Below are 25,771 nucleotides of genomic sequence, written 5' to 3' on the forward strand. Positions count from 1 at the left end.
CTTTTTTTTTAATTCTTTTGCCTTACCCTTGATTCGGAGCTTCCCTTCATGCCCATGTCCCTATCGGTTCGCCAAAAATTAATCGCCATCTTGGTATTAGTCTGTTTGGGTTACGCTGGATTTGGCCTGTACGCCATTGTTAACTTTCAACGTATGCAGGAAGCAGGCATGCGTGCCAATGCTATTGCGGCGTCCCATGTGGACATCAGCGAATTAGAAATCGCTTTATTGAAGCTGGAACAAGCCAGCCAAAAACCATCTCATCACAGCTTTGCTGGACTAACAGCACAACTAGGTAAGTTGTCACAGAGTGATACCTTGGCACGTACCTTGAAAAACCCTTACCTAGATGACACCGCACGAGAAAACCTTCATCACGTTCAAGAGGCGTTACCAGGTTACTTCAACGCCCTAACCAAACGCCTGACCTTGCTTAAGACCTTAGGTACAGATGAAAAGAGTGGCGCCATAGGGGTACTGAATCAATCAGCCGCCCAAGCGGATGAAAAGCTGAAGATGTTTGAAGCCTTTGCCGCAGGGTTTAAAGATATCCGTGCCAAGGAAAAAGAATTTTTAGCCTACCCAAGTGCCGGGACCCAAGCTGACCTAAACGCAGCACTTCAAGAGCTATACGGCAAGATCAACGATATAGGCTTTGGAGATGTGTTTAATCCCTTACTAGATGAGTATCAAGCGGCGCTGACACCCGTTACAGAATCCGCTTTGGCATTGGCCGATTTAAGTCAGCAACTGACAACACTACGGGAGAAAAGCGACCAAGCCTTATCGGATACCACGTCCTATTTACAAACGCCTTTACTCAGCATGGCCCAGCAGGAAGCTCATGATACCGCTAACCAGGCTCGTATCTCGTTGATCATTGGAGGGATTGCCCTGACCTTGCTGATCGGTGTGGTCATGGCAACCGTCATCATTTCGTTGAACCGAAGCATAGCGTTAATCTTGGCCCAGCTAAAAGCCGTTGCCCAAGGTCAGCTCGTACCTTCCAAACACAAGGGATCAAATGACAAGGATGAGTTTAACCAGCTGTTAGCGACTTCCGATGCCATGACCTTAAGTCTACGAGAGCTAGTGATGCGTCTGCAGCAAAGCAACCAAGACTTGGTGACCACGGCGGATCAATTAGGGGATGATGCCTTTAGCATCGTATCCGGCAGTGAACAGATCCGTGACCGCAGTAACGCTTTGGCCACCGCCACAGAGGAAATCTCTCAAACCGCTCTGCATGTGGAAGACATGACCCAGCAGGTGACTCAAGCCACCAATGACGCTCACCAGTCCGCTCAATCCAGCGCCAATGTGATCACGGATGCTATCCAATCCATCCAAACCGTTGCCCAGTCCATCGAGGCAACTCACCAAAGCGTGGCCAGTCTAGGGCAACGCTCTAAGGAAATTGATTCGGTCATTGACCTGATTGTAGGAGTGGCTGAGCAAACGACCTTGTTGGCCTTAAACGCGGCCATTGAAGCGGCACGCGCCGGAGAAGCAGGCCGTGGCTTTGCAGTCGTCGCAGACGAGGTTAAAGCACTTGCGGAGCAGACCGTTAAAGCAACCGGTGACATCACGCAAAAAGTAGAAGGCATTCAGCTGGAGACCAAGCAAGTAATTGAGTCTATGAGTCGTAGCTTGGAGCAGGTTGAAAGTGGCCGAGCAAAAGGCGAAAGTGCCATTGCTTCGATTAACAGTGTGGAAGCTCTCACCCAGCAAGCCGCACAACAGACGGATGCCATCCGCTCCGCCATTCGAGATGTGGCACAAACCACTCAAGTAATGGCTCGAGACATGGACGAAATCGCCCAAAGTATTGAGCATAACCATGGTGCCACGGAAAACATCCAGCGCTCTGGTCGGGACATCCATGGGCACGTGCAATCTTTGTCTCAACAGGTGTCTCAATTTCAGCTCGATTAGCCATTCAAAATTGAGAAGCCATCTGCCTTACAAAAGAGAAGCCAAGCTTCTCTTTTTTTGTCTTTCGAGCAACATTTCGCACCAAAACGAAACACAACGACATAAACACAAGTTACAAATCTGAATCAGAGGGAGATGACAGGCAAATTAATTGATAAAATGTCTTATGAATCAACTTTCTATAGAACAGCCTTAGTTCTTCCTCTCAGTAATCACATCTGCACCAGTTTGGTTCAATAGAATCAAAAACGCACCTTAAAAATCAACTAGTTAACTGATTTATAAGCGCTTTTAGCTAGGGCACTTTGTTTGGTCAACACAAAACTTTAGGGTGATTCGGCACGGTTTAATTTGTGCAAGCTTTTTGAAAGTATCGTTCCGCGGCGCCACTGTCGGGGAGGACGTGGCTTGTTTAAGAAATACTTAATCAAGAGGTTATGCATGTTAAAAGCGCTACAAAAAGTTAAAAAACAGCTGGTGACGGGCTCTCTAGCTATCGCACTTGGCGCAAGTGCCGTGGCAACATCTGCTCAGGCAGCCGACCACAACTGGCGTTTTGCCAACCTATACGGTCGTGGCACAGCATTCGGTGAAATCTACGAAAACCTAGCGAAAAACATTGAAACCAATACAGACGGCGCAGTTCGCGTACAAGTTCTGTACTCTGGCGAAGGTGTCGGTACAACAGGCATCCTAGGTGCAGTGAAATCTGGTCTTGTGACTATGGGCGCACCATTCCAATCTATGCACGCCGGTGAATTGCCAGCAGGTGTAGTGGAGATCGGTCTACCTGGTGGCACCGACAACACTGACGAACTACATGAGTTGTTCTACGACAAAGGCTGGGGCGAGATCCTGAAAGAAGCCTACGGTTCTCAAGGTCTAGTATGGCTTGACCCATACATCCAACCACCGGTTTACATCATCACGAAAGAGCCAATCAACTCTGTTGAAGATTTCAAAGGCTTAAAAATCCGTGCACCTGGTGCATACGGTAAATTCCTACGTAACCTAGGCGCATCACCTGTATCCCTAGCATGGTCTGAAATTTACACATCTCTATCTACTGGCGTTATCGACGGCTCTATCGGTTCTAACATGATCGATCACCGCGATGGTAACCACGTTGAAGTTGCAAAATACATGTACAAACTGCCTCTAGCTGGCGCTCAAGTATTGCCAATCATCGTGAACCGTAACGCTTGGAACAAGCTGACTGACGAACAGAAAGAAGAAGTTCGCGCAGCCACTAAAACTCACGCAGCAGAGCAGCTAACCAAGTCTAAAGAATGGGAAGCAGAAGCGGTTGCAGAGATGGAAGCGAAAGGCTTGCAATGGTCTCCTGAGCCAAGCGAAGCGGACAAAGAAGCATGGGCTGCTGCCGGTGCAGGTCTTTGGGACGAATACGCTGCATCAGATGCCTACAGCAAACGTCTAATCGATGTACTTCGCGCAGAGCAGAAGTAATCATTAGTCTCTATAGAGGCGAGCGCTAAGCGCTCGCCTTTTTTCGTTTATTCTCGAGGTACATTTCCATGTTATTGACTGCGATGAGGCTTTATTGCCAGGCGGTACACCATGTGGTGGCATTCGTCGGCAAATCTGTTTCCTATGTCATGCCAGCCTTGGCGTTTGTCGTAGCTTTCGAAGTATTTTCTCGCTACTTCTTAAATAAGCCAACCATTTGGGCTTATGACCTGTCTTTGTTTATGTTCGGCTATATTGCTGCCCTAGGCGGTGCCTACGCTCAGCAGCGCCGTGGACATATCAACGTTGATATTCTTTACAACAAGGTGCCACCTCGGGTGCGTAGCTTGTTTAACCTGCTGTCTTTTGCTCTGGGTATCTTCTTCTTGGTGATTGTTTGCAAGATGAGCCTAGGCAAGTTCGAAGAAGCCATTGAATTTAATTACCGCCGTCAGAGTGAGTGGGCGCCACACATGCACCACTTTTGGGTGATGATCTGTATCGCCAGCGTGCTGCTGATCGCACAGTTATCCAGCGACTGGTTAGACGATGCCGTCCACCTAGTAACAGGCAAACGCTTGTTACCTGAACAAAATTTTGACGACGAGGACGATGCATAATGATCAGTATCGAACTGTTAACCGGCATCCTGCTGGTCTGTATTTTGGTGACCTTTGCTTTGGGGGCACCGGTTGGCCTAGCGCTTGGTGGTATCGCCATGGGCGTGGGTTATCTGACCTGGGGCGATGCCCTGTTTAATGTGATTCCAACCACTCTGGAAGGCACTTATTTTAGCTTTATCCTGTTGGCCATCCCTTTGTACATCTATATGGGTCAGCTGCTGACACGCTCTGGTATCGGTGATGCCATGTTCAGCGCAAGTCAGCTAGTGATCGGTAAAATCCGTGGCTCCCTAGCCATCAGTGTAATCATCGTGTGTTCCATGATTGGTGCCATGGTAGGGATCATCGGTGCAGGCATTATGACCTCTGGCAGTATTGCTTTGCGTCCTATGTTAGAGCGTGGTTATGACAAACGCCTAGCCCTCGGCGTCATCATGGCAGGCGGTGGTTTGGGTATTTTGATCCCACCCAGTATCCCTATGATCATGTTTGCGTCTTCTACGCAAAACTCTGTGGGTCGTATGTTCATCGGTGCTTTGATTCCGGCTTTGATCACGATCGTGCTATTGATCACTTACGTGATCATCTCCTGTAAGCTGAACCCGAAGAAAGCGCCGTTAGATCCGACACCAGAAGTCCCTAAGACTACGAAAGAGAAACTCCTGACGGCCCGTGACGGTGGTTTGTCATTACTGCTTATCGTGGCGGTATTGGGCAGTATCATTATGGGTATCGCGACGCCAACAGAATCCGGTGCCATCGGTGTGGTGGGTGCCATTATTCTGGCGATCTTCTTTAAGCGCTTTAAACCCAAGATGGTACGCAGCGCGGGTATGCGTGCGGCCGTGCTGGTCAGTGTGGCCATGTGGATCATCTTCGGTGCCACCGTGTTCAGTAACTTCCACCTATTGATGGGAGTACAAAACATGGTCGCGGGCTTTACTCAGGATCTAGGCTTACCACCTATGATGGTGATTATCCTGTTCCAGATCATCATGCTGTTGCTAGGCTTCATCATCGACGAGTTCATCATCGTTCTGATGTGTGCGCCAATCTTCACACCGATCGCTGTGTCTTTGGGATTTGATCCGATCTGGTTTGGTATCTTGATGATTCTGAACATCGAGATTGCAGTGCAAACGCCACCCTACGGTTTTGCCTTGTTCTATCTAAAAGGCATCGCGCCTCCAGGTATCACCATGTTGGACATCTACCGTTCGGTGACACCGTTCGTATTGATCAAGCTATTGGTATTGATCATTGTAATGTTCAACCCTGAACTGGTGACTTGGTTGCCTAACAAGCTAATGAATTAGCCAAGCTCGCATCTGTACCCTATAAACGAAAAAGCCACTTAGTGTCCCTAAGTGGCTTTTTTGTTATGTCTTAACATGCTGTTATGTATAGCGTTTTAGTAACAGGGCAGCATTCACTCCACCAAAACCAAAACCGTTACAGAGCACATAGTCCACCGCTTTTTGCCGTGGAATTAAGGGAATCAAATCCAGATCTCCCATGTCGTCTTCCGGTTGGTGAAGGTTCAAGGTGGCGGGCAGGGTGTTGCTGAGTATGGCTTTAGCACTAAAGATGGTCTCCACACCCCCAGCCGCACCTAACAAATGTCCGGTAGAGGATTTGGTGGAGGAGATGGCCACTTGCGTCACCCCAGCTCCAAACACAGAGCGCAGGGCGTTGATTTCACCTCGATCTCCCACAGAGGTCGAGGTGGCATGGGCGTTCACATAGCCAATGTCAGATGCTTCGATACCGGCCATGTTTATGGCCTGCTGCATGGCGCGGGCGGCGCCTTCCCCGGATTCTGGCCCTGCGGTGAGATGGTAGGCATCACCACTGGTGCCATAGCCCACGATTTCTGCCAAGGGTGTTGCACCACGAGCAAGAGCATGTTCTAGGGTTTCTAACACCACCAAACCTGCGCCTTCGCCCATGACGAAGCCTTCTCTATCCTTGTCAAAGGGACGCGACGCCTTAGTCGGATCATCGTTTCGAGTAGACAAGGCTTTCAAGGCCCCAAAGCCTGCTAGGGACAAAGGATCAATACAGGCTTCCGTTCCGCCAGCTAAGGCCACTTTGGCTTCCCCTGTTTTTAACAAGCGTAGGGCATCACCAATGGCTTGCACTCCGGCAGCACAGGCGGTCACTGGAGTACCAATAGGGCCTTTAAAGCCATGGCGGATGGACACATTGCCGGCCGCCAAATTGGCTAAGAAAGCCGGTACAGTAAAAGGTGACAGTCGCTTTGCGCCTTTGCTGATACGAGTTGCTTCAGCATCGGTGATGGTTGGTAAGCCACCGATACCAGTGGCAATGATGGTAGCGGTTTGCTCCTGCTCTTGGTTCGTTTGCGGTGCCCATTGGGCTTGTTTTAACGCTTCATCCGCCGCGGCGATGGCGTATAAGGTAAACAGATCAATGCGCTTTCTATCTTTTGGGGACAAATAGTCGTCTTCGTTTAAACCATTGTCCGCCTCTGTGTGGGAGGGAACTTGTCCAGCAATGTGGGTTTGCAGGCCTTCTGATAGACTCATAGGTAAGGGCCGAATGCCAGATTCGCCTTTAATCAGTTTGTTCCATACTGCATCGACGCCGACTCCTAGCGGCGTGACCAGCCCCATTCCGGTTATCACATATCGTTGTGCTGTGGTCATTGTGTCGTCCTCACATGGGTTCTTGTCTCACGTGGGACCTATGCTAGAGTGGCACTTTATATGATCAAGATAATATTCTGAGGCTTGTTATACTGATCATTCACCCATGCAGTTGAGCACGTCAGGAGGAGATCATGCCGTATTCACCGCAACATAAAGAGCAATCCCGTCAGAAGATCCTGCAAGCCGCAGCTAAGTTGTTTTGCGCCCATGGTTTTGATCGAGTCACCTTGAATCAAATCATGAAGAAAGCCAATCTGACCCACGGGGCCTTCTACGGCCATTTTTCTGGTAAGAGTGCCCTCTATGAGGCTGCTCTCAAGTTCGCCACGGACCAAGGTTTTTGGGCACGCAGTGAAAAGCAAACAGAAGCTAAGCCGTCACATCTAAAAGCCCTTGTTGCCCGCTACCTGAGCTGGAGTGAACCAAACCCTAAGTTGCCGTCACCGCTAGAATTCTTGGTGACGGATGCCGCCCATCAAGATGAAAAGGTACGTCAAACTTATCAAGAATGCTTCGACAGCTTGGTGGATCGTTTGGCGGCTATTTTAGATAAACGTGGGGTGAAGCAGGCTAGAAGCCTATCAGAGGAGACCGTGGTGTCTTTGGTAGGAACGGTCAGTATTGCTCGATCTATCACCCAGCCATTACGAGCAGACTTCGTCGAGCGCGCGAAGCAGCGGATTTTAAGCAGAATTCAACAGGGCTTAACACAAGACACAGCTAACCCGTAACGTTAGGCCTTGTCGTCGCTCTGCTGATACCAGTCCAACACTACTGGGGCAATCTCTGGCCCAGCGACAATGAAGTGGCCATTAAGTAGGGTTTCCCTTTGGTTGTAACGGAATGGCTCACCATTGGGTGCGATCAACATGCCTCCAGCCGCTTCGATAATGGCTTGCTGAGCGGCGGTGTCCCATTCGCTCGTCGGGCCACGACGCAAATGCAGGTCAGCGATACCTTCTGCAATACGACATCCTTTGATGGAGCTGCCTTTGGGCAACTCACGGACTTGTTCGTAGGTGTCTTTTAAAGTTTCTTTTAAATCTTCTGGCAGGGCAGGGCCATGGCTGCGGCTGGTCATAGCCACCAAAGGCTCTCGAGGCGCACGAACAGAGATGGATTCGTAGTTGTCACCGTGCCATTTAATGGCACAAGGCTCGATATCTTGCCAGGTTTCTGTCACGCCAAAGTAGCCTTCACCAGTGGTGGGTAAGAAGACAATCCCTAAAATTGGAGCTCCTTCAGAGACCAAAGCTATGTTGATGCTGAACTCACCATTACGTTTGATAAACTCCTTGGTGCCATCTAACGGGTCCACCACCCAAAGAGATTGCCAGTCTTTACGCTCATCAAAAGGTACCACCGCTTCTTCCGATAACACCGGAATATCTGGCGTCAGTGCTTGCAACCCAGCCATAATGACTTTATTCGCAGCAATATCAGCAGCCGTCACAGGGCTATCATCAGATTTCTGCTCGACCCCTAGGTCGGCTTTCTGATAAATCTCCATGATCGCATCGGCAGCATTGTGTATGATTTGTTGCAACGCCTTGAAGGTTGGGTGACGACTTACATCCAGCATAAAGGTACTTTTCTTTCGATTTTATAATTCGTGTGTCCAACTTATGAGTAAAGCAGAAAAACAGTCGCAATCACAAGCAGTAAGATTAGATAAATGGCTTTGGGCAGCGCGCTTCTTTAAAACCCGCAGTCTTTGTAAAGAAGCCATCGATGGCGGTAAGGTCATGTACAACGGTGCCAAAGGTAAAGCCGCACGCAATGTAGAGCTGGGGGCATTGATCACTATTCGTAAGGGATGGGACGAAGTCACTGTGGAAGTTCTGGGGTTAAGCGAACAACGCCGAGGGGCACCTGAAGCCCAACTCTTGTACCAGGAGACAGGGGATTCTATCGAAAAACGCGAGCGCCGTGCCGCGGAGCACAAATCCTTTGGCGGTCGCATCATGTCTGACCATCGACCGACAAAGAAAGAGCGTCGGGACATCAAGCAACTCAAACGAGACATTTTCAATTCCAATTGATCCTGTCAGGCCTAAGGGGCAATCTGGTATTGCCCTTGGGCATTTATAAGCACGCCTGCCAATTCCAGCTCCATCAGTACCTGGGATAGATCCGGTGCCTGCCACTTTGTAAGCCGAATTAAAGCATCAAAGTCCATCCCTATGCGTTCCTTTTGCAAACAGTTAAACAACCATTGTGCCTCTTCAGACCCCTCTGGTAGGGCTTTATGTTTTGCCTCTTGATGGGCATTTGCTAATGGCAGACGCAAGGTTCTAGGCAGTTCAGACAGGATATCGTCCACACAGGTCACCAGTGAGGCTCCCTGGCGGATGAGTTGATTCGTACCGGCAGCCTGGGGCTCGCCAATACGGCCTGGCAAGGCAAATACTTCGCGATTTTCCTCTAAGGCATAGCGTGCACTGATCAAAGAACCGCTACGTTCTGAGGCTTCCACTACAAACACTCCAGCACTCATGCCGCTGATGATGCGATTTCTTGGTGGAAATAGCTGTGGCCTAACCTCAGTTGTTAGTGAATATTCACTAATTAAAGCACCGTTGTGATCTAAAATTGACTCGAATAGATCTTTGTTTTGACGGGGATACCAGGTGTTTAGGCCAGCTCCCATTACCGCAACCGTGGGCCCATTGCCCGCAATTGCGCCACGATGGGCAAAGGTATCGATACCCCGCGCGCCGCCACTGGTGATAGTGAAGCCTGCTTCCGAGAGCTGCTGTGACCAGTGCTCTGCCACTTGCCGCCCATAGGCTGATGCTTCCCTTGCACCAACCACTCCAAGAGTTGGCTGAGCCCATGCTTTAGGGTTTCCGTGTACATAAAGCAGAGTGGGCGGTACCGAGATTTCATTCAGTAAACTGGGGTATTCCGGCGTCCCACGAAAGACAATCCTGTGATCGGGGGCCTGCAACCAGTTCTGAGTTTGCTCCAGCTGTTGCGCCACATCAGGACATAAAACGCCTCGGTCTAAGAAGCGCATCACAGCATTCGCCCCATGTTCTTTCCAGCCTAGGGCTCGCAGAGTCTTGTAATCAATTGAGGCGATCGTATCGGGTAACTCATCAAACAGTAATTGCTGCTCAGCATTTTCTGTTTCTAGGGTCTCAAGATAAGTCCATAGTCGAGCAAGACGACCGGTTCCTACCCCTGGAATGAGACTGAGAGTAAGCCATGACTCGGTGGGCAGACCGAATAACAGATCTTTCATGCGGCAATCCTTTGCGGGCACTGAGTGAGAAGGGAAGTGTTATCTCATAAATTTCGCGGCGCATTTAACCATATTGCACAAAATTTAGCCAGACAAATACGCCCCTTTCATCAATCTTGAGTTACAATAGAGGTATTGAAAACGCCTTTGTACGCCCTAATCCTACAAAGGCAAGACCATGCAAAAGATAACCGGATACCAATATGGCTGTACTACCCGTTTTAGAATACCCAGATCCGCGCCTGCGTAAGGTGGCTGAGCCTGTCACACAATTTGATGACCCAGCACTGCAGACAAAGATCGATGACATGTTAGATACCATGTACGAAGAGCAAGGTGTTGGCCTTGCGGCAACACAAGTGGACTACCACTACCGCATCGTCGTGATGGACTTTTCGGAAGAGCGTAACGAGCCAATCGTCTTCATCAACCCAGAGTTTGATGTACTTGATGATGAGCCAAACGAATTCCAAGAAGGTTGCTTGTCTGTACCAGGCTACTACGAGCACATCTACCGTGCTGCAAAAGTAAAAGTGAAAGCGATTGACCGTCACGGTAAGCCATTTGAAATGGATACGGACGAGCTGATGGCAGTGTGCGTACAACACGAGATCGACCATCTTGATGGTAAGCTCATGGTGGATTACTTGTCTCCACTTAAGCGTAATCGCATTAAGTCTAAGCTTCAGAAGCTACAGAAAAAACGTGCCTAAGGCACACAGAAGTTAAGCCGAGTTGAGTGCAAACCTCGCCTCTCGACATTTCTATAAAAGATCAGGCTACGGCCTGATTTTTCGTTGTAAGAGCACATGACCCAATGACCACACAGCACACAGCACCATTACGCATTGTCTTCGCAGGCACCCCAGATTTCGCTGCGGCCAGTCTCCAAGCATTGATCGATACGAAAGCACAGAATGATTATGAGCTGGTTGCGGTTTACACCCAACCAGATCGTCCAGCAGGACGTGGCCAAAAGCTCGTCGCCAGCCCAGTGAAACAACTTGCCCAGCAGCATGATATTCCTGTTTACCAGCCGGTAAACTTCAAAGCTGAGGAAGACCGCCAAGCGCTGGCTGACTTGAATGCAGACATCATGATTGTTGCCGCCTATGGCTTAATCCTGCCTAAGGCGGTATTAGATACTCCTAAACTTGGCTGCATTAACGTCCACGCCTCACTGCTGCCTCGTTGGCGTGGTGCTGCACCGATCCATCGTGCAGTCATTGCTGGTGACACCATCACAGGCATTACCATTATGCAGATGGATGTGGGGCTAGACACCGGGGACATGCTGCTGAAGAAAGAGTGCGACATCAAACCCACGGACACTTCCGGTTCACTTCATGATCGCCTAGCGGTGTTAGGAGGCGAAGCCTTAGTGGCTGCATTGGAGCCTTTGCGCGTTGGTCAACTGAAAGGAGAATCTCAAGACGAGGCCTTAACTTGCTACGCAGACAAGCTCACCAAGCAAGAAGGGGAAGTGGACTGGTCTCAGGACGCTCTCACTATTAGCCGTAAGATCCGTGGTTTATTACCTTGGCCGGGGGCATTTACAGCAACCCCAGCCGGCACTATGAAGATCCATGCTGCGACCTTGCTCAGTACTGACGAACAAGAATTTGAGAACGGTGAAATCACCATGGTCAGCAAAGAAGGCTTGATCGTTGCGACAGGCATGGGATCTATCTTGATCACAGAATTGCAGTTCCCCGGCGGTAAACGTATGTCTGTACAGGACGCTCTTAACGGTAAATTCAAAGACCAATTACAAGTGTCTAAACGACTCGGTGTGACAGGAGATAACCAATGAGCGGTTCGTCTCCACGACTCGTCAGTGCCAAGATCTTAGAACAGGTACTGCTGCAGCGGGGGTCCTTATCCACTCACCTTAACAAACACATAGGTGAGGTAGCCGGAGACCAACAGGGTTTGGTGAAAGAGCTTTGTTTTGGTGTTTGTCGTTTTTACCCGCAGCTAAATAGTGTGGCACTCAGCTTGCTCACTAAGCCATTCGAAGAAAAAGACTTTGATGTGTACGCCACCTTATTGATGGGCTTGTATCAAATCACCCATATGAACACCCCTGATCATGCGGCGGTGAATGAGTCCGTTGAGTTGTGTCGACAGCTCAACAAAGACTGGGCCACCAAGTTGATGAATGCCATTTTGCGTCGTTACCAACGGGAGCAGGATGAGATTTTTGAATCCCTTGAAGCTCAACCTTCCGTGGAGTACAACCTACCTAAGTGGCTGGTTAAGCGCCTGCTAAAACATTGGGATGCTGATTTCGAACAGATTCTCGAAGCGACGAATGCTCATCCACCCATGTGCCTTCGCGTAAACACCGCCAAGGTTTCACGTGAAACATACTCAAAAATGCTTTCCGAAGAGGGCATTGTTTCACATGAAACGCCATTTTCAGACTCAGGTCTGTATCTTGAAAAGGCAGCTTCCGTAAATGCGTTACCTAAATTCTTTGATGGATTCTCAAGTGTTCAAGATGAGTCAGCACAACTGGCCGCTATGATCTTGGCACCTGAAAAGGATGAAAGAATCTTAGACGCCTGCGCAGCACCAGGTGGTAAAACAGGGCATCTGCTTGAGCGAGAGGCAGGGCTTGATCTGACCGCTGTAGAGTTAGAGTCTTGGCGATTAGAACGAATCGAAGCAAATCTAGAACGTCTTGGCCTGAGTGCAAAACTCATTTGCGGTGATGCAAGTGCTACTCAAGATTGGTGGGATGGCAATGCATTTGACAAGATTTTGCTCGATGCACCGTGTTCCGCAACGGGTGTTATTCGTCGTAACCCTGATATCAAGATCAACCGAAAACCTGGGGATATTGACGCACTGGCTGGCATCCAAAAGTCCATCTTAGAAGCCACTTGGAAAACCCTGAAGCAAGGAGGCTATTTACTGTATGCCACTTGCTCCTTAATGCCAGAAGAGAATGAGCAACAGATAGCGGCTTTTTTAGAAGCTAATTCAGATGCAGAAGAAGCCCCACTTAACCTACTCAATGCTAAGGTCAACTCCAGCATAGGAAAGCAGGTAAGTCATGGTGTTCAGATCTTTCCTGATCACAAAGGGCAGGATGGGTTCTACTACTGCTTGCTGAAAAAGCATTAAAAATACAAGCAGCAGACTCTTATCAGTCCAGCTTAAAACAAATCACTGTGCCACGATTAACATCTGGCACAGTGATGTTTCATGTGAAACATTGCGCGCCCTACCTAAACTTAACCATCAGCCCCAATAAACATCAGCTCCAATCCCTCAAATAAAAAAGTCTTAATCTATGTCTAAGAATTCGATATTTGATGCTTTTCAACTGAGCACTTGTCTTAATTTGCCTATCTCAAAAATAAATCAATAAATATCCGAATCAACGTTAAATATTCAGACAATCACGTTTAGAATGTGAACAATATTTGCGATAAATTTTTGGCGTGGTATCTGCTATAAACTGACCGCGCTTTTCGACATTGAGCGCCCGTGTGCGCTAAGGCAAGCAATGAAGATCATTATAATTGGCGCGGGCCAAGTAGGGGCAACCCTTGCAGAAAACCTGGCTAACGAAGACAACGACATCACGGTAATCGATACGGACCCTAACCGTTTACGAGAGCTTCAAGATCGCTTGGACATCCAAACGGTACAGGGCAGTGGTGCCCATCCAGATGTATTAGATCAAGCTGGGTGTAATGATGCAGATATGCTCATTGCAGTAAGTAACCAAGACGAGACCAATATGATCGCTTGTCAGGTAGCCCATACTCTCTTCAAAACCCCGACAAAAATTGGTCGTGTTCGCTCTAGCGCTTATTCAAAATATCCAAAGTTCTTTGGCGATAACGCCATGCCCATGGATGTGCGCATCAGTCCTGAGAAAGAAGTGACTAAGCATTTAAGCCGATTGATTCGCTATCCTGGCGCGCTACAAGTCATGGAGTTTGCTGAAGGTAAAGTGCAGCTTGTGGTGGTCAAAGCGGAAAAGGGCGGCCCACTGATTGATCGCCCAATCAGTTATTTAAAAGAACACATGCCTTCCATCCAAACTCGAATTGCAGCCATCTACCGTAACGGCCAATCCATCAAGCCAGACGGTAATACCCTGATTCATGCCAACGATGAAGTGTTCTTCCTGACGGCTCAGCGAGATGTGCTAGATGTGATGAGCGAGTTACGTCCCTTGGATACACCCTACCGACGGGTCATCATCGCGGGGGGCGGTAACATAGGTGAGCGTTTAGCCCAGAGTCTTGAAAAAGAGTATCGGGTTAAGATCATTGAACGAGATCCAGAGCGCTGTCGTTATTTGTCTGAAACCTTAAATAACACCATAGTGCTCAATGGCGATGCCTCTAAACAGGAGCTTCTGCTGGAAGAGAACATCGAGTCTACGGACGTATTCTGTGCCATCACTAACAATGATGAAGCCAACATCATGTCGTCCATGTTGGCAAAAGTGCTTGGGGTACGAACGGTTATGACCATCATTAATAACCCCGCCTATGTGGACATTGTTCAAGAGGGCATGATCGATATCGCCATCTCACCACAACAAACCACCATTAGTTCTTTGCTGACGTATATCCGTCGTGGTGACGTGGTAAACGTTCACTCTATGCGCAAAGGGGCCGCTGAAGCCTTAGAAGCCGTTGCCCATGGGGATTACCGTTCCTCTAAAGTAGTCGGCCGCAGCATTGCGAATCTGAACCTACCAGAAGGGGCCACCATAGGTGCCGTGGTGCGAGGGGATGAGATCATCTTGGCAACAGGAGATGTGGTGATCCAAGCGGAAGACCATGTGATCATCTTTGTTTCTAACAAGAAGCAGATACCTGCAGTAGAGCAGTTGTTCCAAGTAGGGCTGACCTTCTTTTAAATAATTCTATAACACTATTTTGATACCTGATGAACCGGCAGCTTAGCCAGTTTTGTCTCAGACACGGATACTAAACACCCATGCATATTCAGGTCATTTTGCGCGTCATCGGTTTGCTGATTATGATCTTCAGCATCGCACTAGTACCGCCGATTATCGTCTCTTTGATTTACTCAGACGGTGCCCTAATGGCGTTTATTTATGCGTTGATCATTAACTTGGTCAGCGGCTTCTTGATCTGGTTGCCGTTTCGAAAATACCGGGGCGACTTAAAAATCCGAGATGGATTCTTGGTAACGGTTTTGTTCTGGACCACCCTCGGCTTGTTTGGTTCGGTACCCTTTGCTTTAACATCGTCACCAGACCTGACCTACACAGACGCCTTGTTTGAATCCATGTCGGGCCTGACAACGACAGGGGCAACCATACTCACGTCTATCGATAATCTTCCCCAGTCCATCCTGTTCTACCGCCAATGGTTACAATGGTTAGGGGGTATGGGTATCATCGTATTAGCCGTGGCCATCATGCCTATGCTAGGGGTCGGGGGCATGCAGCTCTATCGTGCTGAAACACCAGGACCTGTAAAAGACTCCAAGCTGACCCCGCGAATCGCCGAAACCGCAAAAGCCCTTTGGTACATTTACGCCACGTTAACAGCCCTTTGTACCTTAGGTTATTGGATCGCGGGGATGAGCTTTTTTGACGCCCTGTGTCATAGTTTCTCTACGGTTGCTATCGGTGGCTTCTCGACCCATGACGCCAGTATTGGCTACTTCGACAGTGTCACCATCGAAATCATTTGTACGGTGTTTATGGTGATCTCGGCGATTAACTTTGGTATGCACTTTTACGCGTGGCGTACCCGTAGTATTTGGCACTACTTTAGGGATCCTGAAGCGAGGTTCTTCTTCTTAATGCTAGGGAGCACCATTGCTTTGGCGACCTTGGTGTTGATTCTAACCTCAACATTTAACTGGCAAACGTCCCTTCGTTACGCGGTCTTTGAAAGTGTATCCATTGCTACAACGGCAGGTTTCAGTACCTCTGATTTCTCTGTGTGGCCGCACTTCTTACCTTTCTTGCTGATCGTTACTTCCTTTGCTGGGGGCTGTGCTAGTTCCACTGGGGGCGGTATGAAGGTGATTCGTATCCTGTTGATCTTGAAACAAGGCTTTCGTGAGATCCAACGTTTGGTACACCCGAATGCGGTCATTCCCGTTAAGGTGGGCGGTAAGGCCATCCAAGAGCGAGTGGTCTCAGCGGTATGGGGATTCTTCTCTGCTTACTTGTTGGTGTATGTGATCCTTATGATTGGCCTTATGGCCACAGGCATTGATCAGGTCACCGCTTGGTCAGCCGTAGCAGCCACACTTAACAACCTAGGTCCAGGTCTTGGGGAAGTGGCAGCAAACTTCTCGTCTATTAATGATCCCGCTAAATGGATGCTCTGTGTGGCCATGCTATTAGGCCGTCTGGAAGTATTCACCTTGCTGGTATTATTTACGCCAATGTTTTGGCAGAAGTAACCTTAGATAAGAATTAAGACAGTTAGCGAGTATACCTATGACACCCGCAGTGCAGGCGTTAAAAAAGCAAAAAGTCGCCTTTACTCAGCACGAGTATGACCATGATCCAAGCTGCCATAACTTTGGGGAAGAAGCGGCCACTAAGCTTAATTTAACCCCAGAGGAGGTCTTTAAAACCTTATTGGTAACGGATGATAAAAACGTCTTTGTGGCCATTGTGCCTGTCACAGGGAAGCTTAATCTTAAACGCGCTGCAGCGGCGCTCAAGGTTAAGAAGTTACACATGACGGATCCCAAAGATGCGGAGCGACTCACAGGTTACATCGTGGGAGGCATCAGTCCTATCGGCCAAAAAAAGGCACTGGTCACTGTGATCGATGAAACCGCATTAGGATTTGAAAAGATTTATGTGAGCGGAGGGAAGCGGGGCTTTGATATAGGTCTGGCAGCAAAGGATCTTGCTAAGGTGTGTCGTCAGACGGTGTTTGCTGACATTGCAGAGGCCTAAATTTCGCCTCTGCAAATCATGATCCTATTTAGGCTCTTCTATGAAGTGTGTTCTTTATACAAACTCAGTGCGCCGTCAGGTTGCAGTTTGAAGCGTTTGTACTCCCACTGATATTGCTCAGGGCGAACCCTTACCAAGCGCTCAACCGATGCATTGAGGCCTTTCACAGACGTCTTAATGTCTTCTGAATAAAAATCTTCATCCACTTCCACAGAGACAATTTCGAACCCCTTACTGGTTTGCAGTGCCCCTACAACAAACACACTCGCACCTGTCTTACGAGCTAACTGACTCGCTAAGGTCATAGTATAAGCCTGATGGCCAAAGAAGGGTGCAAACTCGCCACTGCCTTGCCCAGGTACCTGATCTGGCAGCATGCCTACCACACCGTCACTTTTCAATGTTTTGACCGTTTGCAGTACACCGCGACGATCCGTTGGGACTAACACGGAGCCAGACCGTTCACGGGCAGCCAAAATGAAAGCATCTAAACTCGGGTCTTTGCTCGGACGGTACATGGCCGTTAATGGTCGAATCGAGTTTATATAGATGTTCATGATTTCCCAGTTGCCGATATGGGGTGCCAAGACAATCACACCACCTTCGGCTGCCACAGCATTACGAAAGGACTCTGAGCCTTTCCCTTCACGACACATGGCAAGAATATCCTCAGCAGGCTTAGTCCACACATGGCTCATTTCGGCAAACGTCTGACCTATGTGTCGCAGGCGTGAATTACGAATACGCATACGTTGCTCTTTATCCATCTCAGGCAGACATAGGGCTAGGTTTTGGTCAATCGCTTTACGGGTTCTTCGATCAAAGCGAAGTCCCCAAAAACCCACTAATCGGCCTAGGCCACGCACCCAAGAGAAGGGCAAGAAGCTTAGAGTTTTCAGCAACCGAACAATTGGTGAAGATGGAACAGATTCAGACATAGACTCACTATTAACCTATTAATTACATGGCTCCATTGTAACGCAAATTTAGTTTATCCAAGGAAACAGCCGAGACAAAAACTCTGTTTCACGTGAAAACACAGCACAAAGAAGGTGAAAACATTATACTAGCGCCCATTGATTCGATATTGAGGCAGTCACTATGGCACAACCTAAGCCAGTCATCCTACTTGATCGAGATGGCGTCATTAACCAAGATTCAAAAGAATATGTGAAGTCCGTAGATGAATGGATTCCATTGCCAGGTAGCATCAAATCCATTGCCGCACTGAGCAAAGCAGGCTTCAAAATCTTCGTTGTTACCAACCAGTCTGGTATCGCTCGGGGCTATTACGATGAAGTCACCCTAGGACACATGCACAAGAAGATGACGGATTTGGTGGAGGCAGAAGGGGGTGTCATTGATGGTATCGAATATTGCCCACACGGCCCTGACGACGCCTGTGACTGCCGCAAACCTAAAAGCGGCATGATCGAGCGTATTGAAGCTAAACTCGGCGTAGACTTCACCCAGAGCCCTGCCATCATGGTTGGCGACTCTCTGCGAGACCTTCAGGCTGGGATAAACCGTGGATGCGCCCCTGTATTGGTCCTAACGGGTAACGGCCGCGACACCCAGTACAAGGACATCGACTTCCATTTCGATATCTACACAGATTTAGCCGCATTTACTGTCGCAACCATTTATAAATACACATGATAGAAACCCCTAAAGGTAAGTGAGTATTTACATTTAGTTACGTTCAGAAACCAAAAAGCCTCTTTTAAAGAGGCTTTTTTATGGCTCAAAACCTGTCTCAGGCTAACCTTGAGCCACCTTAACCAACACATGCCAGCGCCATAACAAAAGTAACGCCAGACCAAGTAACAACACAGGGAATGCAGACACCCCAAGACCTTCAATAATTGGCCCAGACAAGGAAGGCGCAACCAAGGCACCAGAGCCACAGCAAACAAAGACGATACCGGTACGACGGCCAGTGAGGGTCAATATGCTGTTGGCGAACGCAAACAACATAGGAAACAAAGCCGAGCAACCTAAGCCCAGCCCAAGCGCCACCCATGAAAGATGAGAAGTAGGTAGCACATTCAACAGTAGAGCGAACCCAACACTGATCCCCATAAAGCCATAAATACAGACTTTTTCAGACAACCAAGATTGCAACGGCACGGCCACTAAGCGACCAACCGATAAGGCCAGAAAGAACCATGTGGAGAGAATCGCTGCCTGGTCTTGGTGCCAGCCCTTCAATACACCGTATGTAGAGATCCATCCGGCAATCGTGATCTCAAAGCTAACATAGAGAAACACCACCCAAAGGTACGCAATATAACGGGATTGCTGTTTATCACTGGCAACACTCTCGGTAGCGCCAGAAGCTTGAAATGTAGGACTCTTTTGACGCACTAATAAAAAGGGAAACAACAACCCGTACACAGCGATCATCCAAAAGCCCACACCAAAATCGCCACTCAGGCTCATAGACACCACAAAAATCAGCGGCGCAATCATGGCACCAGCGCTGTAGCAAAGATGCAGAAAGGTCACATAGGAACCAACTTTTTCCCGATGCAGCCATAGCATCATCAGGTTACCACCGGTATTCAGGGACACTTCACTGGCCCCCAGCAAAAAGAAAATCACCACAAGAACAGTCAAACTGTCGGCATTGGGAATACCTACTAAACCGGTAATCACGATCACCAACATGGCAATGAGATAATGATGCCCTTGAAAGCGATCGTACATGCGTGACGCCAGTAGGGCACCCAGAATATTACCGATCCCTCGGGCCATAAAAAGCACTGAGATTTGGCTCACTGACGCCTGGGCGATATCGGCAAGATACACCAGACTGGGGCCCAGCATCCCGCTGACGGCACCACAAAGGATGAACATGGCGTAATAGGTAGCGGTACGCTGCCATTCGTTTATTGTCATTATTAGAGTACTCGAAAAAGCCTGCGAACGCAGAAGCCAGAACTTGGGAAGCATCCCTTCATAGGGCAAAATTTAATCATGCAACATGCCCTAAAGATAGGCAGGGCAAGACTTAATTCTGGCTTAAAAATGCTCGATATCGATACTCTTTTAGCGCCTATTAAGCTTGTTGGCGCTGATCCATAATCGTCACTAGGTTGTCTTCAAGCCAACCGATCAGATCAATGACACGCTCAGCAAACTCTACCCCTAACGGGGTTAATTGATATTCCACATGGGGCGGCACTACAGGAAAAACCACGCGATTAATAAAGCCGTCTCCCTCAAGCTGCTGCAAGGTTTGGGCAAGCATTTTCTCACTGACACCTTTAATGGTGCGACGCAACTCGCTGAAACGGTGGGACTCACCATCACGTAAGGCAAAAAACACCAACATTCCCCAACGCCCCGTCACATGACGAAGCACTTCACGGGAAGGGCACTGATCTGAAAACACATCGCCACGGTCAAATGTTGCGTCGAAGTTTGTAATGGGTTCAATTTTTTTCATACTTACCTTTTTGTACGTACTTACTAAAAGTAAGTTTATAGTCTAACCTAGGTTTTACTTTCTTACCAATCAAACTTATCCAGTTGAAGGAGAACATTATGATCTTAGTAACAGGTGCTTCAGGACAGCTTGGCCAATTGATCGTTTCTAGTCTGCTTGCCCGTGGCGTAGCAGCTGACAGCATAGTAGCGGCGGTACGCAGCCCAGAAAAAGCCACCAATCTAAAAGACCTAGGTGTGCAAGTTCGTAAAGCAGACTACACAGATACCGCTTCTTTAAGCGCAGCTATGGAAGGGGTTAAACGTGTTGTGCTGGTGTCTTCCAGTGAAGTGGGACAACGAGCGGTACAACATCAAAATGTGATCAATGCCGCCAAAGCCGCTAACGTAGAGTTGTTGGCGTACACCAGTATTCTGCATGCGGACACATCTCCACTTGCCTTGGCAGAAGAACACAAACAAACAGAAGCGGCCCTTAGCGCTTCAGGCATCCCCCATGTCTTACTACGCAATGGCTGGTATTCAGAAAACTACACCATGTCAGCGGGTATGGCTGTGGAGCACGGGGCCGTACTAGGGAGTGCGAGGGAAGGCAAATACGCCACAGCGACCCGTGCTGATTATGCGGACGCAGCGGCAATCGCCATCACTTCTGAAGAGCAAGCTGGCAAGGTTTATGAGCTAGCAGGGGATGAAGCCTTCACTTTGGCAGACTATGCCGCTTACATCGCTCAAATCAGCGGTAAAGAGGTGGTTTACCAAGATCTACCGGAAGCAGAGTATGCAAAAGTATTAGTCAGCGTTGGCTTGCCTGAGGGCTTTGCGGCAATTCTTGCAGACTCAGACGTGGGAGCATCAAAAGGTGGCTTATTCGACGACAGTCACACCTTGTCCAAACTGATTGGTCGTCCAACCACACCAATTCAAGATACCCTAAAGCTAGCGCTTCTTTAATCTTAGCTTTATAAGCGTTTCAAAAGCCCCATAGCATCCAGCCATGGGGTTTTTTTATTAACGGTCAATAAGTGAAAAAGGAATTTGGCGTCTCCCTATTGCAGGCAAATTAATATTTAATGATAATCATTGCTATTAAATACAGGTTATCCAAGACATTTTTTACGCCCTGTAGGCCAATTTTGAACCAAACAACGCAAGTACTTACCAACTACACAAGCACTATTGTAGAGGCATTTTGCCAACGAGATCAGATAGAAGATGATGCCTTGATCCGACCGCATCAAGACGACGCTGGCTGCGTGCGTCTATTAGAGGCTATTGAAGCTCAAGCTCCGGAAGCTGGGATGCCATATTGGCGAACACGGGCGTGGGGATTACTACTTTGGCAGCCCCTTTATATTGCGGTATTTAGTGTTTATCAGGTGAAAGCCATCCCCAACACCTTGCGCCAATTAGTTCAGCGACAGCAGGGTAACTTCACCCTTGGCTACCAATTACCAAACAACACCATTTGGCAGACATACCCGACGACCCATGCTGCTATTGAAGCATTATCTCTTCAACTGGATGCATTATTTGAGCACTATGCCCAAAGTTTGGAGCAACATACCTTCGCTAGACGTCCCCTGTTAAACGCACTGCTCGCCGACCAAATACTGACCACCCTCGAGCGCTTCGCGCCCACTCTGGCGCCAGATCAGCCCTCTCAATGGCTCTATCAAGAAGGCAAACGATGGTGTGATGCCATAGGTGTCTCACTTCCTAAAAATGCTGAATGGGTGCTACAGGATGACTCCCCATACCAGCGTAAAAGCTGCTGTTTAGTGTTTCGCTGTAAAACAGGGGTGGAATGCGCCAATTGTCCTAGGTTGGCAAAAGCCAAGGCCCATAAAAAAGGGCTTAACTGTCGTTAAGCCCTTTTTGAAGACCTATGTTAGCTCAGGAACTCTAATTAAACGTCCAAGTTCGCCACAGACAAGGCATTGTCTTGGATAAAGTTACGACGTGGTTCTACTTCGTCACCCATCAAGGTGGTAAACATCTGATCCGCTGCCACCGCATCATCAATGGTCACGCGCAACATACGGCGAGCATCTGGGTCCATCGTGGTTTCCCAAAGTTGCTCAGGGTTCATCTCACCCAATCCCTTGTATCGCTGGATCGTCATGCCGCGGGACGCTTCTTTCATCAACCAAGCTTTCATACCATCAATGGTCGACACTGGCTCTTTACGCTCACCACGTTGGATGAAAGAGTGTTCGTCAAACAATTCATGAACCACCTCAGACATGGCCACAATGCGCAAGTACTCAGGTGATGTGAAGAATGAAGACTCAAAGCGGTAACGGGTACTCACACCGTGGGACATGATGTCGACCACAGGTAGGAATACATTACGCTCTGCGTCTTTCTCTACGCCGAAGTCAAAACGGAAGCCAGTACGTACATCCACAGGCATTTGACCGCTCAAAGCTTCGACCCAAGCAGACACGGCAGCTTCATCAGCTAATTGCTCAGTAGTCAGCTGTTTGCAGTACAGTAGCTTGTTCATCACATCTTTTGGATACACACGGGACATACGATCGATGTCTTCTTCGATACGAATGTAGTCACGCACAAGCTTAGACAGGCCTTCACCTTGGATACCAGGAACGTCTTCGTTGGCATAAAACGCAGCGCCATCCAGAGCAACTTCAATTAGGTGCTGCTCCAGTGCTGGCTCATCTTTAATGTATTGCTCTTGCTTACCGCGTTTGATTTTGAACAGCGGTGGTTGGGCGATAAAGATGTGACCACGTTCGATGATTTCTGGCATTTGACGGAAGAAGAAGGTCAAAAGCAGAGTACGAATGTGGGAACCGTCTACGTCCGCATCGGTCATGATAACGATGCTGTGGTAACGAAGCTTATCAGCGTTGAACTCGTCACGGCCGATGCCACAGCCTAGAGCTGTGATCAAGGTGCCAACTTCAGCAGAAGACAGCATTTTGTCGAAACGGGCTTTCTCAACGTTCAGGATCTTACCTTTCAGCGGTAGGATCGCTTGGGTACGACGGTCACGACCTTGTTTTGCAGAACCACCTGCAGAGTCACCCTCCACTAGGTAGATTTCTGAAAGCGCTGGGTCTTTCTCCTGACAGTCTGCCAATTTACCTGGCAAACCAGCGATGTCTAGAGCACCTTTACGGCGTGTCATATCACGAGCACGACGGGCCGCTTCACGGGCACGGGCCGCATCCAGCATCTTGTTGACGATGATTTTGGCTTCGTTTGGTTTCTCGAGTAGGTACTCAGAGAAGCGCTTCGCCATTTCTTGCTCAACGGCAGTCTTCACTTCGGAAGAAACCAGCTTATCTTTGGTCTGCGAGGAGAACTTAGGATCCGGTACTTTTACCGATACGATAGCGGTCAAGCCTTCACGGGAGTCATCACCTGTGGTGGCCACTTTTTGCTTCTTCGCAAGGCCTTCAGACTCGATAAAGTTGTTCAAAGTACGTGTCAAAGCACCACGGAAACCTGCTAAGTGGGTACCGCCGTCACGCTGTGGAATGTTGTTGGTGTAACAGTAAATGTTTTCTTGGAAGCCTTCGTTCCACTGCAGCGCCACTTCCACCGCAATCCCATCATCTAGGTCATCACGCTGACAGATGAAATGGAAGATATCGTTGATCGGGGTTTTATTGGTGTTCAAATGCTCTACGAAGGATTTCAAACCGCCTTCGTAGTTAAAGAATTCTTCTTTACCAGAACGCTCATCTTTTAGATGGATCGCCACACCGGAGTTTAGGAATGACAGCTCACGCAGACGTTTCGCTAGAATGTCGTAGACAAACAGAATATTCGAAAAGGTCTCAGCAGAAGGTTTGAAGTGTACCGTAGTCCCTGCACCATCTGATTCGCCTACCACAGCCAAAGGCGCTTGTGGCACACCATGGGCATAGCTTTGCTCATAGATTTTACCATTCTTACGAATGGTCAAGGTCACGGTTTCAGACAGAGCGTTTACAACCGATACACCAACACCGTGCAAACCACCGGATACCTTGTAGGAGTTATCGTCAAACTTACCACCAGCGTGTAGTACCGTCATGATCACTTCTGCGGCAGATACCCCTTCTTCAGGGTGCATTTCCACAGGGATACCACGACCATTGTCCGACACGGAAATGGATTCGTCTGGATGAATGATGACCTTGATGGTGTCACAGTGTCCTGCCAACGCTTCGTCGATGGAGTTATCAACCACCTCAAACACCATGTGGTGAAGGCCTGTACCATCATCTGTATCACCGATATACATACCGGGACGCTTACGTACCGCGTCTAGCCCTTTGAGCACCTTGATACTGGACGAATCGTAATTATTTTCACTCATTTAACTCTCCTGCAAACCTTTGCTCGCTTGGGACAATTCGCCTTGATTCATGGAGAAATGACGAACGTCTGTCTGATCAGACCAACTAAAATCCATACTGTCTGGTCCGACGCTGGTTATAAATATTTGGCTGTCCAGTGATTCCAGCAACTGGCACAGCTTACGTCTATGATTCGTGTCCAGCTCGGCAGGCAAATCGTCCACCAAGAACACTAACTGACGGCCTCGTTCAATCAATAATTGGCCTTGGGCAATCTTAAGCGCAGACACCACCAGCTTTTGCTGCCCGCGAGACAAGGTATCTAAGGCATCCCCAGTAGGGGTTTTGACACGAAGGTCGGCACGCTGGGGGCCGGTATTCGTGTAACCAACATCAATGTCTCGCTGATAACTGTGCTCAATTGCTTCACTCAGTGATTTTTGTGCATCCCAACCCTGGAAAAATTGAAGCTGCACACTGAGTCCTGACGCCAACTGCTGCAAAACCGACTCAAAATGGGGCGTTAACGCCGTCACATAGGCTTTTCGTGCCATATTGACGTGCTCCCCTAAACGAATCAGCTCCTGATCAAACGCAGCTAGTAAATTGGCAGATATTTTACCACGTCTGAGCAAGCTATTCCGCTGTTTTAATGCTTTTTGCCAGTCTCGCCAGGCATTTATAAAACGATCATCAAAATGGAACACGCCCCAGTCTACAAACTGACGTCGAATCTTAGGTGAGCCTTCCAGCAGACGGAATGCATCAGGGTTGATCAGCTGTACCGGCAAACGCTCTGCAAGCTCCACCACAGACAGGGCGGCACGCCCTTGTATTCGAACTTCCACGGCACCATCACGACCACGCTTGATCCCCATTGGTACCCGTAAGCTATCCTGAGCAAGATGAGCGAAGATGACGCATTCCTCCTGCTCGTGCTGAATGTAGGTTTTGTGCTTATGACTGCGAAAAGAGCGACCAAAGGACAGTAAGTGAATGGCTTCTAAAACAGAGGTTTTGCCACTGCCGTTTTCGCCCACAATGATATTGACCTGTGGTGACGGATCAAAACGTACAGTACTGAGATTACGCAGACGGGAAATGTCGAGGCGGACCAACGGCATATAGATCGGGGC

At 48.7% G+C, this 25,771-nt stretch carries 23 protein-coding genes; 15 read left to right on the plus strand and 8 right to left on the minus strand.

The window, feature by feature from the left end:
• Window positions 1-48 precede the first annotated feature (48 nt).
• From ACZ5DR_RS05395 to ACZ5DR_RS05410, 4 genes are all read left to right on the plus strand, one after another.
• Entirely contained in the window at window positions 49-1,935 is a 1,887-nt protein-coding gene (locus tag ACZ5DR_RS05395) for a methyl-accepting chemotaxis protein (protein ID WP_377366146.1), read from the plus strand.
• Window positions 1,936-2,376: 441 nt separating this feature from the next.
• Complete coding sequence (locus tag ACZ5DR_RS05400; RefSeq protein ID WP_377366145.1) at window positions 2,377-3,402, plus strand: TRAP transporter substrate-binding protein; 1,026 nt, start codon at window positions 2,377-2,379, stop codon at window positions 3,400-3,402.
• Between the two features lie 68 nt (window positions 3,403-3,470).
• Complete coding sequence (locus ACZ5DR_RS05405; RefSeq protein ID WP_377366144.1) at window positions 3,471-4,022, plus strand: TRAP transporter small permease subunit; 552 nt, start codon at window positions 3,471-3,473, stop codon at window positions 4,020-4,022.
• Window positions 4,022-5,341 carry a TRAP transporter large permease gene (locus ACZ5DR_RS05410; protein WP_377366143.1) on the plus strand — a complete coding sequence of 440 codons (1,320 nt, stop codon included), beginning with the start codon at window positions 4,022-4,024 and terminating at the stop codon, window positions 5,339-5,341. Before ACZ5DR_RS05405 ends, ACZ5DR_RS05410 begins: the two co-directional genes overlap by 1 nt.
• A gap of 81 nt (window positions 5,342-5,422) precedes the next feature.
• Here the strand turns inward: ACZ5DR_RS05410 and fabF are convergent, their stop codons facing one another.
• Window positions 5,423-6,694, minus strand: coding sequence for a beta-ketoacyl-ACP synthase II (fabF, locus tag ACZ5DR_RS05415; protein WP_377366142.1), 1,272 nt, complete (start codon window positions 6,692-6,694; stop codon window positions 5,423-5,425).
• 134 nt (window positions 6,695-6,828) lie between these two features.
• On the opposite strand from fabF, the gene ACZ5DR_RS05420 reads away from it, so the two are divergent.
• Window positions 6,829-7,428: a TetR/AcrR family transcriptional regulator gene (locus tag ACZ5DR_RS05420; RefSeq protein WP_377366141.1), complete on the plus strand. Its 600-nt coding sequence runs from the start codon at window positions 6,829-6,831 to the stop codon at window positions 7,426-7,428.
• A 2-nt stretch (window positions 7,429-7,430) separates the two neighbouring features.
• Here the strand turns inward: ACZ5DR_RS05420 and cysQ are convergent, their stop codons facing one another.
• Window positions 7,431-8,279, minus strand: coding sequence for a 3'(2'),5'-bisphosphate nucleotidase CysQ (gene cysQ / locus ACZ5DR_RS05425; RefSeq protein WP_377366140.1), 849 nt, complete (start codon window positions 8,277-8,279; stop codon window positions 7,431-7,433).
• A gap of 43 nt (window positions 8,280-8,322) precedes the next feature.
• Between cysQ and ACZ5DR_RS05430 the strand changes: the two genes are divergently transcribed.
• A complete protein-coding gene (locus tag ACZ5DR_RS05430) occupies window positions 8,323-8,739 on the plus strand; it encodes an RNA-binding S4 domain-containing protein (RefSeq protein ID WP_377366139.1) in 417 nt (138 codons plus the stop codon).
• A gap of 11 nt (window positions 8,740-8,750) precedes the next feature.
• On the opposite strand, the gene dprA is transcribed toward ACZ5DR_RS05430, so the two are convergent.
• The gene (dprA, locus tag ACZ5DR_RS05435) at window positions 8,751-9,944 is read right to left on the minus strand and encodes a DNA-processing protein DprA (RefSeq protein ID WP_377366138.1); all 1,194 of its coding nucleotides are present in this window, start codon (window positions 9,942-9,944) and stop codon (window positions 8,751-8,753) included.
• Window positions 9,945-10,147: 203 nt separating this feature from the next.
• Between dprA and def the strand changes: the two genes are divergently transcribed.
• The 6 genes from def to ybaK all read left to right on the plus strand — a co-directional run bounded on the left by def (window position 10,148) and on the right by ybaK (window position 16,872).
• Window positions 10,148-10,657 (plus strand): peptide deformylase, encoded by a 510-nt coding sequence (gene def / locus ACZ5DR_RS05440; RefSeq protein ID WP_377366137.1) that lies wholly within the window; start codon window positions 10,148-10,150, stop codon window positions 10,655-10,657.
• A gap of 104 nt (window positions 10,658-10,761) precedes the next feature.
• Window positions 10,762-11,757 (plus strand): methionyl-tRNA formyltransferase, encoded by a 996-nt coding sequence (gene fmt, locus ACZ5DR_RS05445; RefSeq protein WP_377366136.1) that lies wholly within the window; start codon window positions 10,762-10,764, stop codon window positions 11,755-11,757.
• Window positions 11,754-13,076: a 16S rRNA (cytosine(967)-C(5))-methyltransferase RsmB gene (rsmB, locus tag ACZ5DR_RS05450; protein ID WP_377366135.1), complete on the plus strand. Its 1,323-nt coding sequence runs from the start codon at window positions 11,754-11,756 to the stop codon at window positions 13,074-13,076. The genes fmt and rsmB overlap by 4 nt, the downstream gene beginning before the upstream one ends.
• A 385-nt stretch (window positions 13,077-13,461) precedes the next feature.
• Window positions 13,462-14,835, plus strand: a complete 1,374-nt coding sequence (trkA, locus tag ACZ5DR_RS05455) for a Trk system potassium transporter TrkA (protein ID WP_377366134.1) — start codon at window positions 13,462-13,464, stop codon at window positions 14,833-14,835.
• Window positions 14,836-14,915: 80 nt separating this feature from the next.
• Complete coding sequence (locus tag ACZ5DR_RS05460; RefSeq protein ID WP_377366133.1) at window positions 14,916-16,364, plus strand: TrkH family potassium uptake protein; 1,449 nt, start codon at window positions 14,916-14,918, stop codon at window positions 16,362-16,364.
• Between the two features lie 37 nt (window positions 16,365-16,401).
• Complete coding sequence (gene ybaK, locus ACZ5DR_RS05465; RefSeq protein ID WP_377366132.1) at window positions 16,402-16,872, plus strand: Cys-tRNA(Pro) deacylase; 471 nt, start codon at window positions 16,402-16,404, stop codon at window positions 16,870-16,872.
• Window positions 16,873-16,910: 38 nt separating this feature from the next.
• Here the strand turns inward: ybaK and ACZ5DR_RS05470 are convergent, their stop codons facing one another.
• Window positions 16,911-17,810, minus strand: coding sequence for a lysophospholipid acyltransferase family protein (locus ACZ5DR_RS05470; RefSeq protein ID WP_377366131.1), 900 nt, complete (start codon window positions 17,808-17,810; stop codon window positions 16,911-16,913).
• A gap of 163 nt (window positions 17,811-17,973) precedes the next feature.
• Here ACZ5DR_RS05470 and gmhB point away from each other — a divergent pair, with 163 nt between their 5' ends.
• A complete protein-coding gene (gene gmhB, locus ACZ5DR_RS05475; RefSeq protein ID WP_377366130.1) occupies window positions 17,974-18,531 on the plus strand; it encodes a D-glycero-beta-D-manno-heptose 1,7-bisphosphate 7-phosphatase in 558 nt (185 codons plus the stop codon).
• A gap of 102 nt (window positions 18,532-18,633) precedes the next feature.
• Here gmhB and ACZ5DR_RS05480 read toward each other — a convergent pair whose 3' ends face one another.
• Window positions 18,634-19,773: an MFS transporter gene (locus ACZ5DR_RS05480; protein WP_377366129.1), complete on the minus strand. Its 1,140-nt coding sequence runs from the start codon at window positions 19,771-19,773 to the stop codon at window positions 18,634-18,636.
• Window positions 19,774-19,933: 160 nt separating this feature from the next.
• Window positions 19,934-20,323, minus strand: coding sequence for a winged helix-turn-helix transcriptional regulator (locus ACZ5DR_RS05485; RefSeq protein WP_377366128.1), 390 nt, complete (start codon window positions 20,321-20,323; stop codon window positions 19,934-19,936).
• Between the two features lie 98 nt (window positions 20,324-20,421).
• Between ACZ5DR_RS05485 and ACZ5DR_RS05490 the strand changes: the two genes are divergently transcribed.
• Both ACZ5DR_RS05490 and ACZ5DR_RS05495 read left to right on the plus strand, forming a co-directional pair.
• Window positions 20,422-21,276: an SDR family oxidoreductase gene (locus ACZ5DR_RS05490; RefSeq protein WP_377366127.1), complete on the plus strand. Its 855-nt coding sequence runs from the start codon at window positions 20,422-20,424 to the stop codon at window positions 21,274-21,276.
• Window positions 21,277-21,458: 182 nt separating this feature from the next.
• Entirely contained in the window at window positions 21,459-22,193 is a 735-nt protein-coding gene (locus tag ACZ5DR_RS05495; RefSeq protein ID WP_377366126.1) for a siderophore ferric iron reductase, read from the plus strand.
• 38 nt (window positions 22,194-22,231) lie between these two features.
• Here the strand turns inward: ACZ5DR_RS05495 and gyrB are convergent, their stop codons facing one another.
• Both gyrB and recF read right to left on the minus strand, forming a co-directional pair.
• Window positions 22,232-24,655, minus strand: coding sequence for a DNA topoisomerase (ATP-hydrolyzing) subunit B (gene gyrB, locus ACZ5DR_RS05500; RefSeq protein ID WP_377366125.1), 2,424 nt, complete (start codon window positions 24,653-24,655; stop codon window positions 22,232-22,234).
• Window positions 24,656-25,759: a DNA replication/repair protein RecF gene (gene recF / locus ACZ5DR_RS05505; RefSeq protein WP_377366124.1), complete on the minus strand. Its 1,104-nt coding sequence runs from the start codon at window positions 25,757-25,759 to the stop codon at window positions 24,656-24,658.
• Between the last annotated feature and the right edge of the window lie 12 nt (window positions 25,760-25,771).

Source organism: Marinomonas vaga (genome assembly GCF_055388305.1).

What these genes read in the sequence shown, in the direction of transcription:
- ACZ5DR_RS05395 (WP_377366146.1), top strand. Translation starts at nt 49, where the DNA reads ATGCCCATGTCCCTATCGGTTCGCCAAAAATTAATCGCCATCTTGGTA.
- ACZ5DR_RS05400 (WP_377366145.1), top strand. Translation starts at nt 2,377, where the DNA reads ATGTTAAAAGCGCTACAAAAAGTTAAAAAACAGCTGGTGACGGGCTCT.
- ACZ5DR_RS05405 (WP_377366144.1), top strand. Translation starts at nt 3,471, where the DNA reads ATGTTATTGACTGCGATGAGGCTTTATTGCCAGGCGGTACACCATGTG.
- ACZ5DR_RS05410 (WP_377366143.1), top strand. Translation starts at nt 4,022, where the DNA reads ATGATCAGTATCGAACTGTTAACCGGCATCCTGCTGGTCTGTATTTTG.
- fabF (WP_377366142.1), bottom strand. Translation starts at nt 6,694, where the DNA reads ATGACCACAGCACAACGATATGTGATAACCGGAATGGGGCTGGTCACG.
- ACZ5DR_RS05420 (WP_377366141.1), top strand. Translation starts at nt 6,829, where the DNA reads ATGCCGTATTCACCGCAACATAAAGAGCAATCCCGTCAGAAGATCCTG.
- cysQ (WP_377366140.1), bottom strand. Translation starts at nt 8,279, where the DNA reads ATGCTGGATGTAAGTCGTCACCCAACCTTCAAGGCGTTGCAACAAATC.
- ACZ5DR_RS05430 (WP_377366139.1), top strand. Translation starts at nt 8,323, where the DNA reads ATGAGTAAAGCAGAAAAACAGTCGCAATCACAAGCAGTAAGATTAGAT.
- dprA (WP_377366138.1), bottom strand. Translation starts at nt 9,944, where the DNA reads ATGAAAGATCTGTTATTCGGTCTGCCCACCGAGTCATGGCTTACTCTC.
- def (WP_377366137.1), top strand. Translation starts at nt 10,148, where the DNA reads ATGGCTGTACTACCCGTTTTAGAATACCCAGATCCGCGCCTGCGTAAG.
- fmt (WP_377366136.1), top strand. Translation starts at nt 10,762, where the DNA reads ATGACCACACAGCACACAGCACCATTACGCATTGTCTTCGCAGGCACC.
- rsmB (WP_377366135.1), top strand. Translation starts at nt 11,754, where the DNA reads ATGAGCGGTTCGTCTCCACGACTCGTCAGTGCCAAGATCTTAGAACAG.
- trkA (WP_377366134.1), top strand. Translation starts at nt 13,462, where the DNA reads ATGAAGATCATTATAATTGGCGCGGGCCAAGTAGGGGCAACCCTTGCA.
- ACZ5DR_RS05460 (WP_377366133.1), top strand. Translation starts at nt 14,916, where the DNA reads ATGCATATTCAGGTCATTTTGCGCGTCATCGGTTTGCTGATTATGATC.
- ybaK (WP_377366132.1), top strand. Translation starts at nt 16,402, where the DNA reads ATGACACCCGCAGTGCAGGCGTTAAAAAAGCAAAAAGTCGCCTTTACT.
- ACZ5DR_RS05470 (WP_377366131.1), bottom strand. Translation starts at nt 17,810, where the DNA reads ATGTCTGAATCTGTTCCATCTTCACCAATTGTTCGGTTGCTGAAAACT.
- gmhB (WP_377366130.1), top strand. Translation starts at nt 17,974, where the DNA reads ATGGCACAACCTAAGCCAGTCATCCTACTTGATCGAGATGGCGTCATT.
- ACZ5DR_RS05480 (WP_377366129.1), bottom strand. Translation starts at nt 19,773, where the DNA reads ATGACAATAAACGAATGGCAGCGTACCGCTACCTATTACGCCATGTTC.
- ACZ5DR_RS05485 (WP_377366128.1), bottom strand. Translation starts at nt 20,323, where the DNA reads ATGAAAAAAATTGAACCCATTACAAACTTCGACGCAACATTTGACCGT.
- ACZ5DR_RS05490 (WP_377366127.1), top strand. Translation starts at nt 20,422, where the DNA reads ATGATCTTAGTAACAGGTGCTTCAGGACAGCTTGGCCAATTGATCGTT.
- gyrB (WP_377366125.1), bottom strand. Translation starts at nt 24,655, where the DNA reads ATGAGTGAAAATAATTACGATTCGTCCAGTATCAAGGTGCTCAAAGGG.
- recF (WP_377366124.1), bottom strand. Translation starts at nt 25,759, where the DNA reads ATGCCGTTGGTCCGCCTCGACATTTCCCGTCTGCGTAATCTCAGTACT.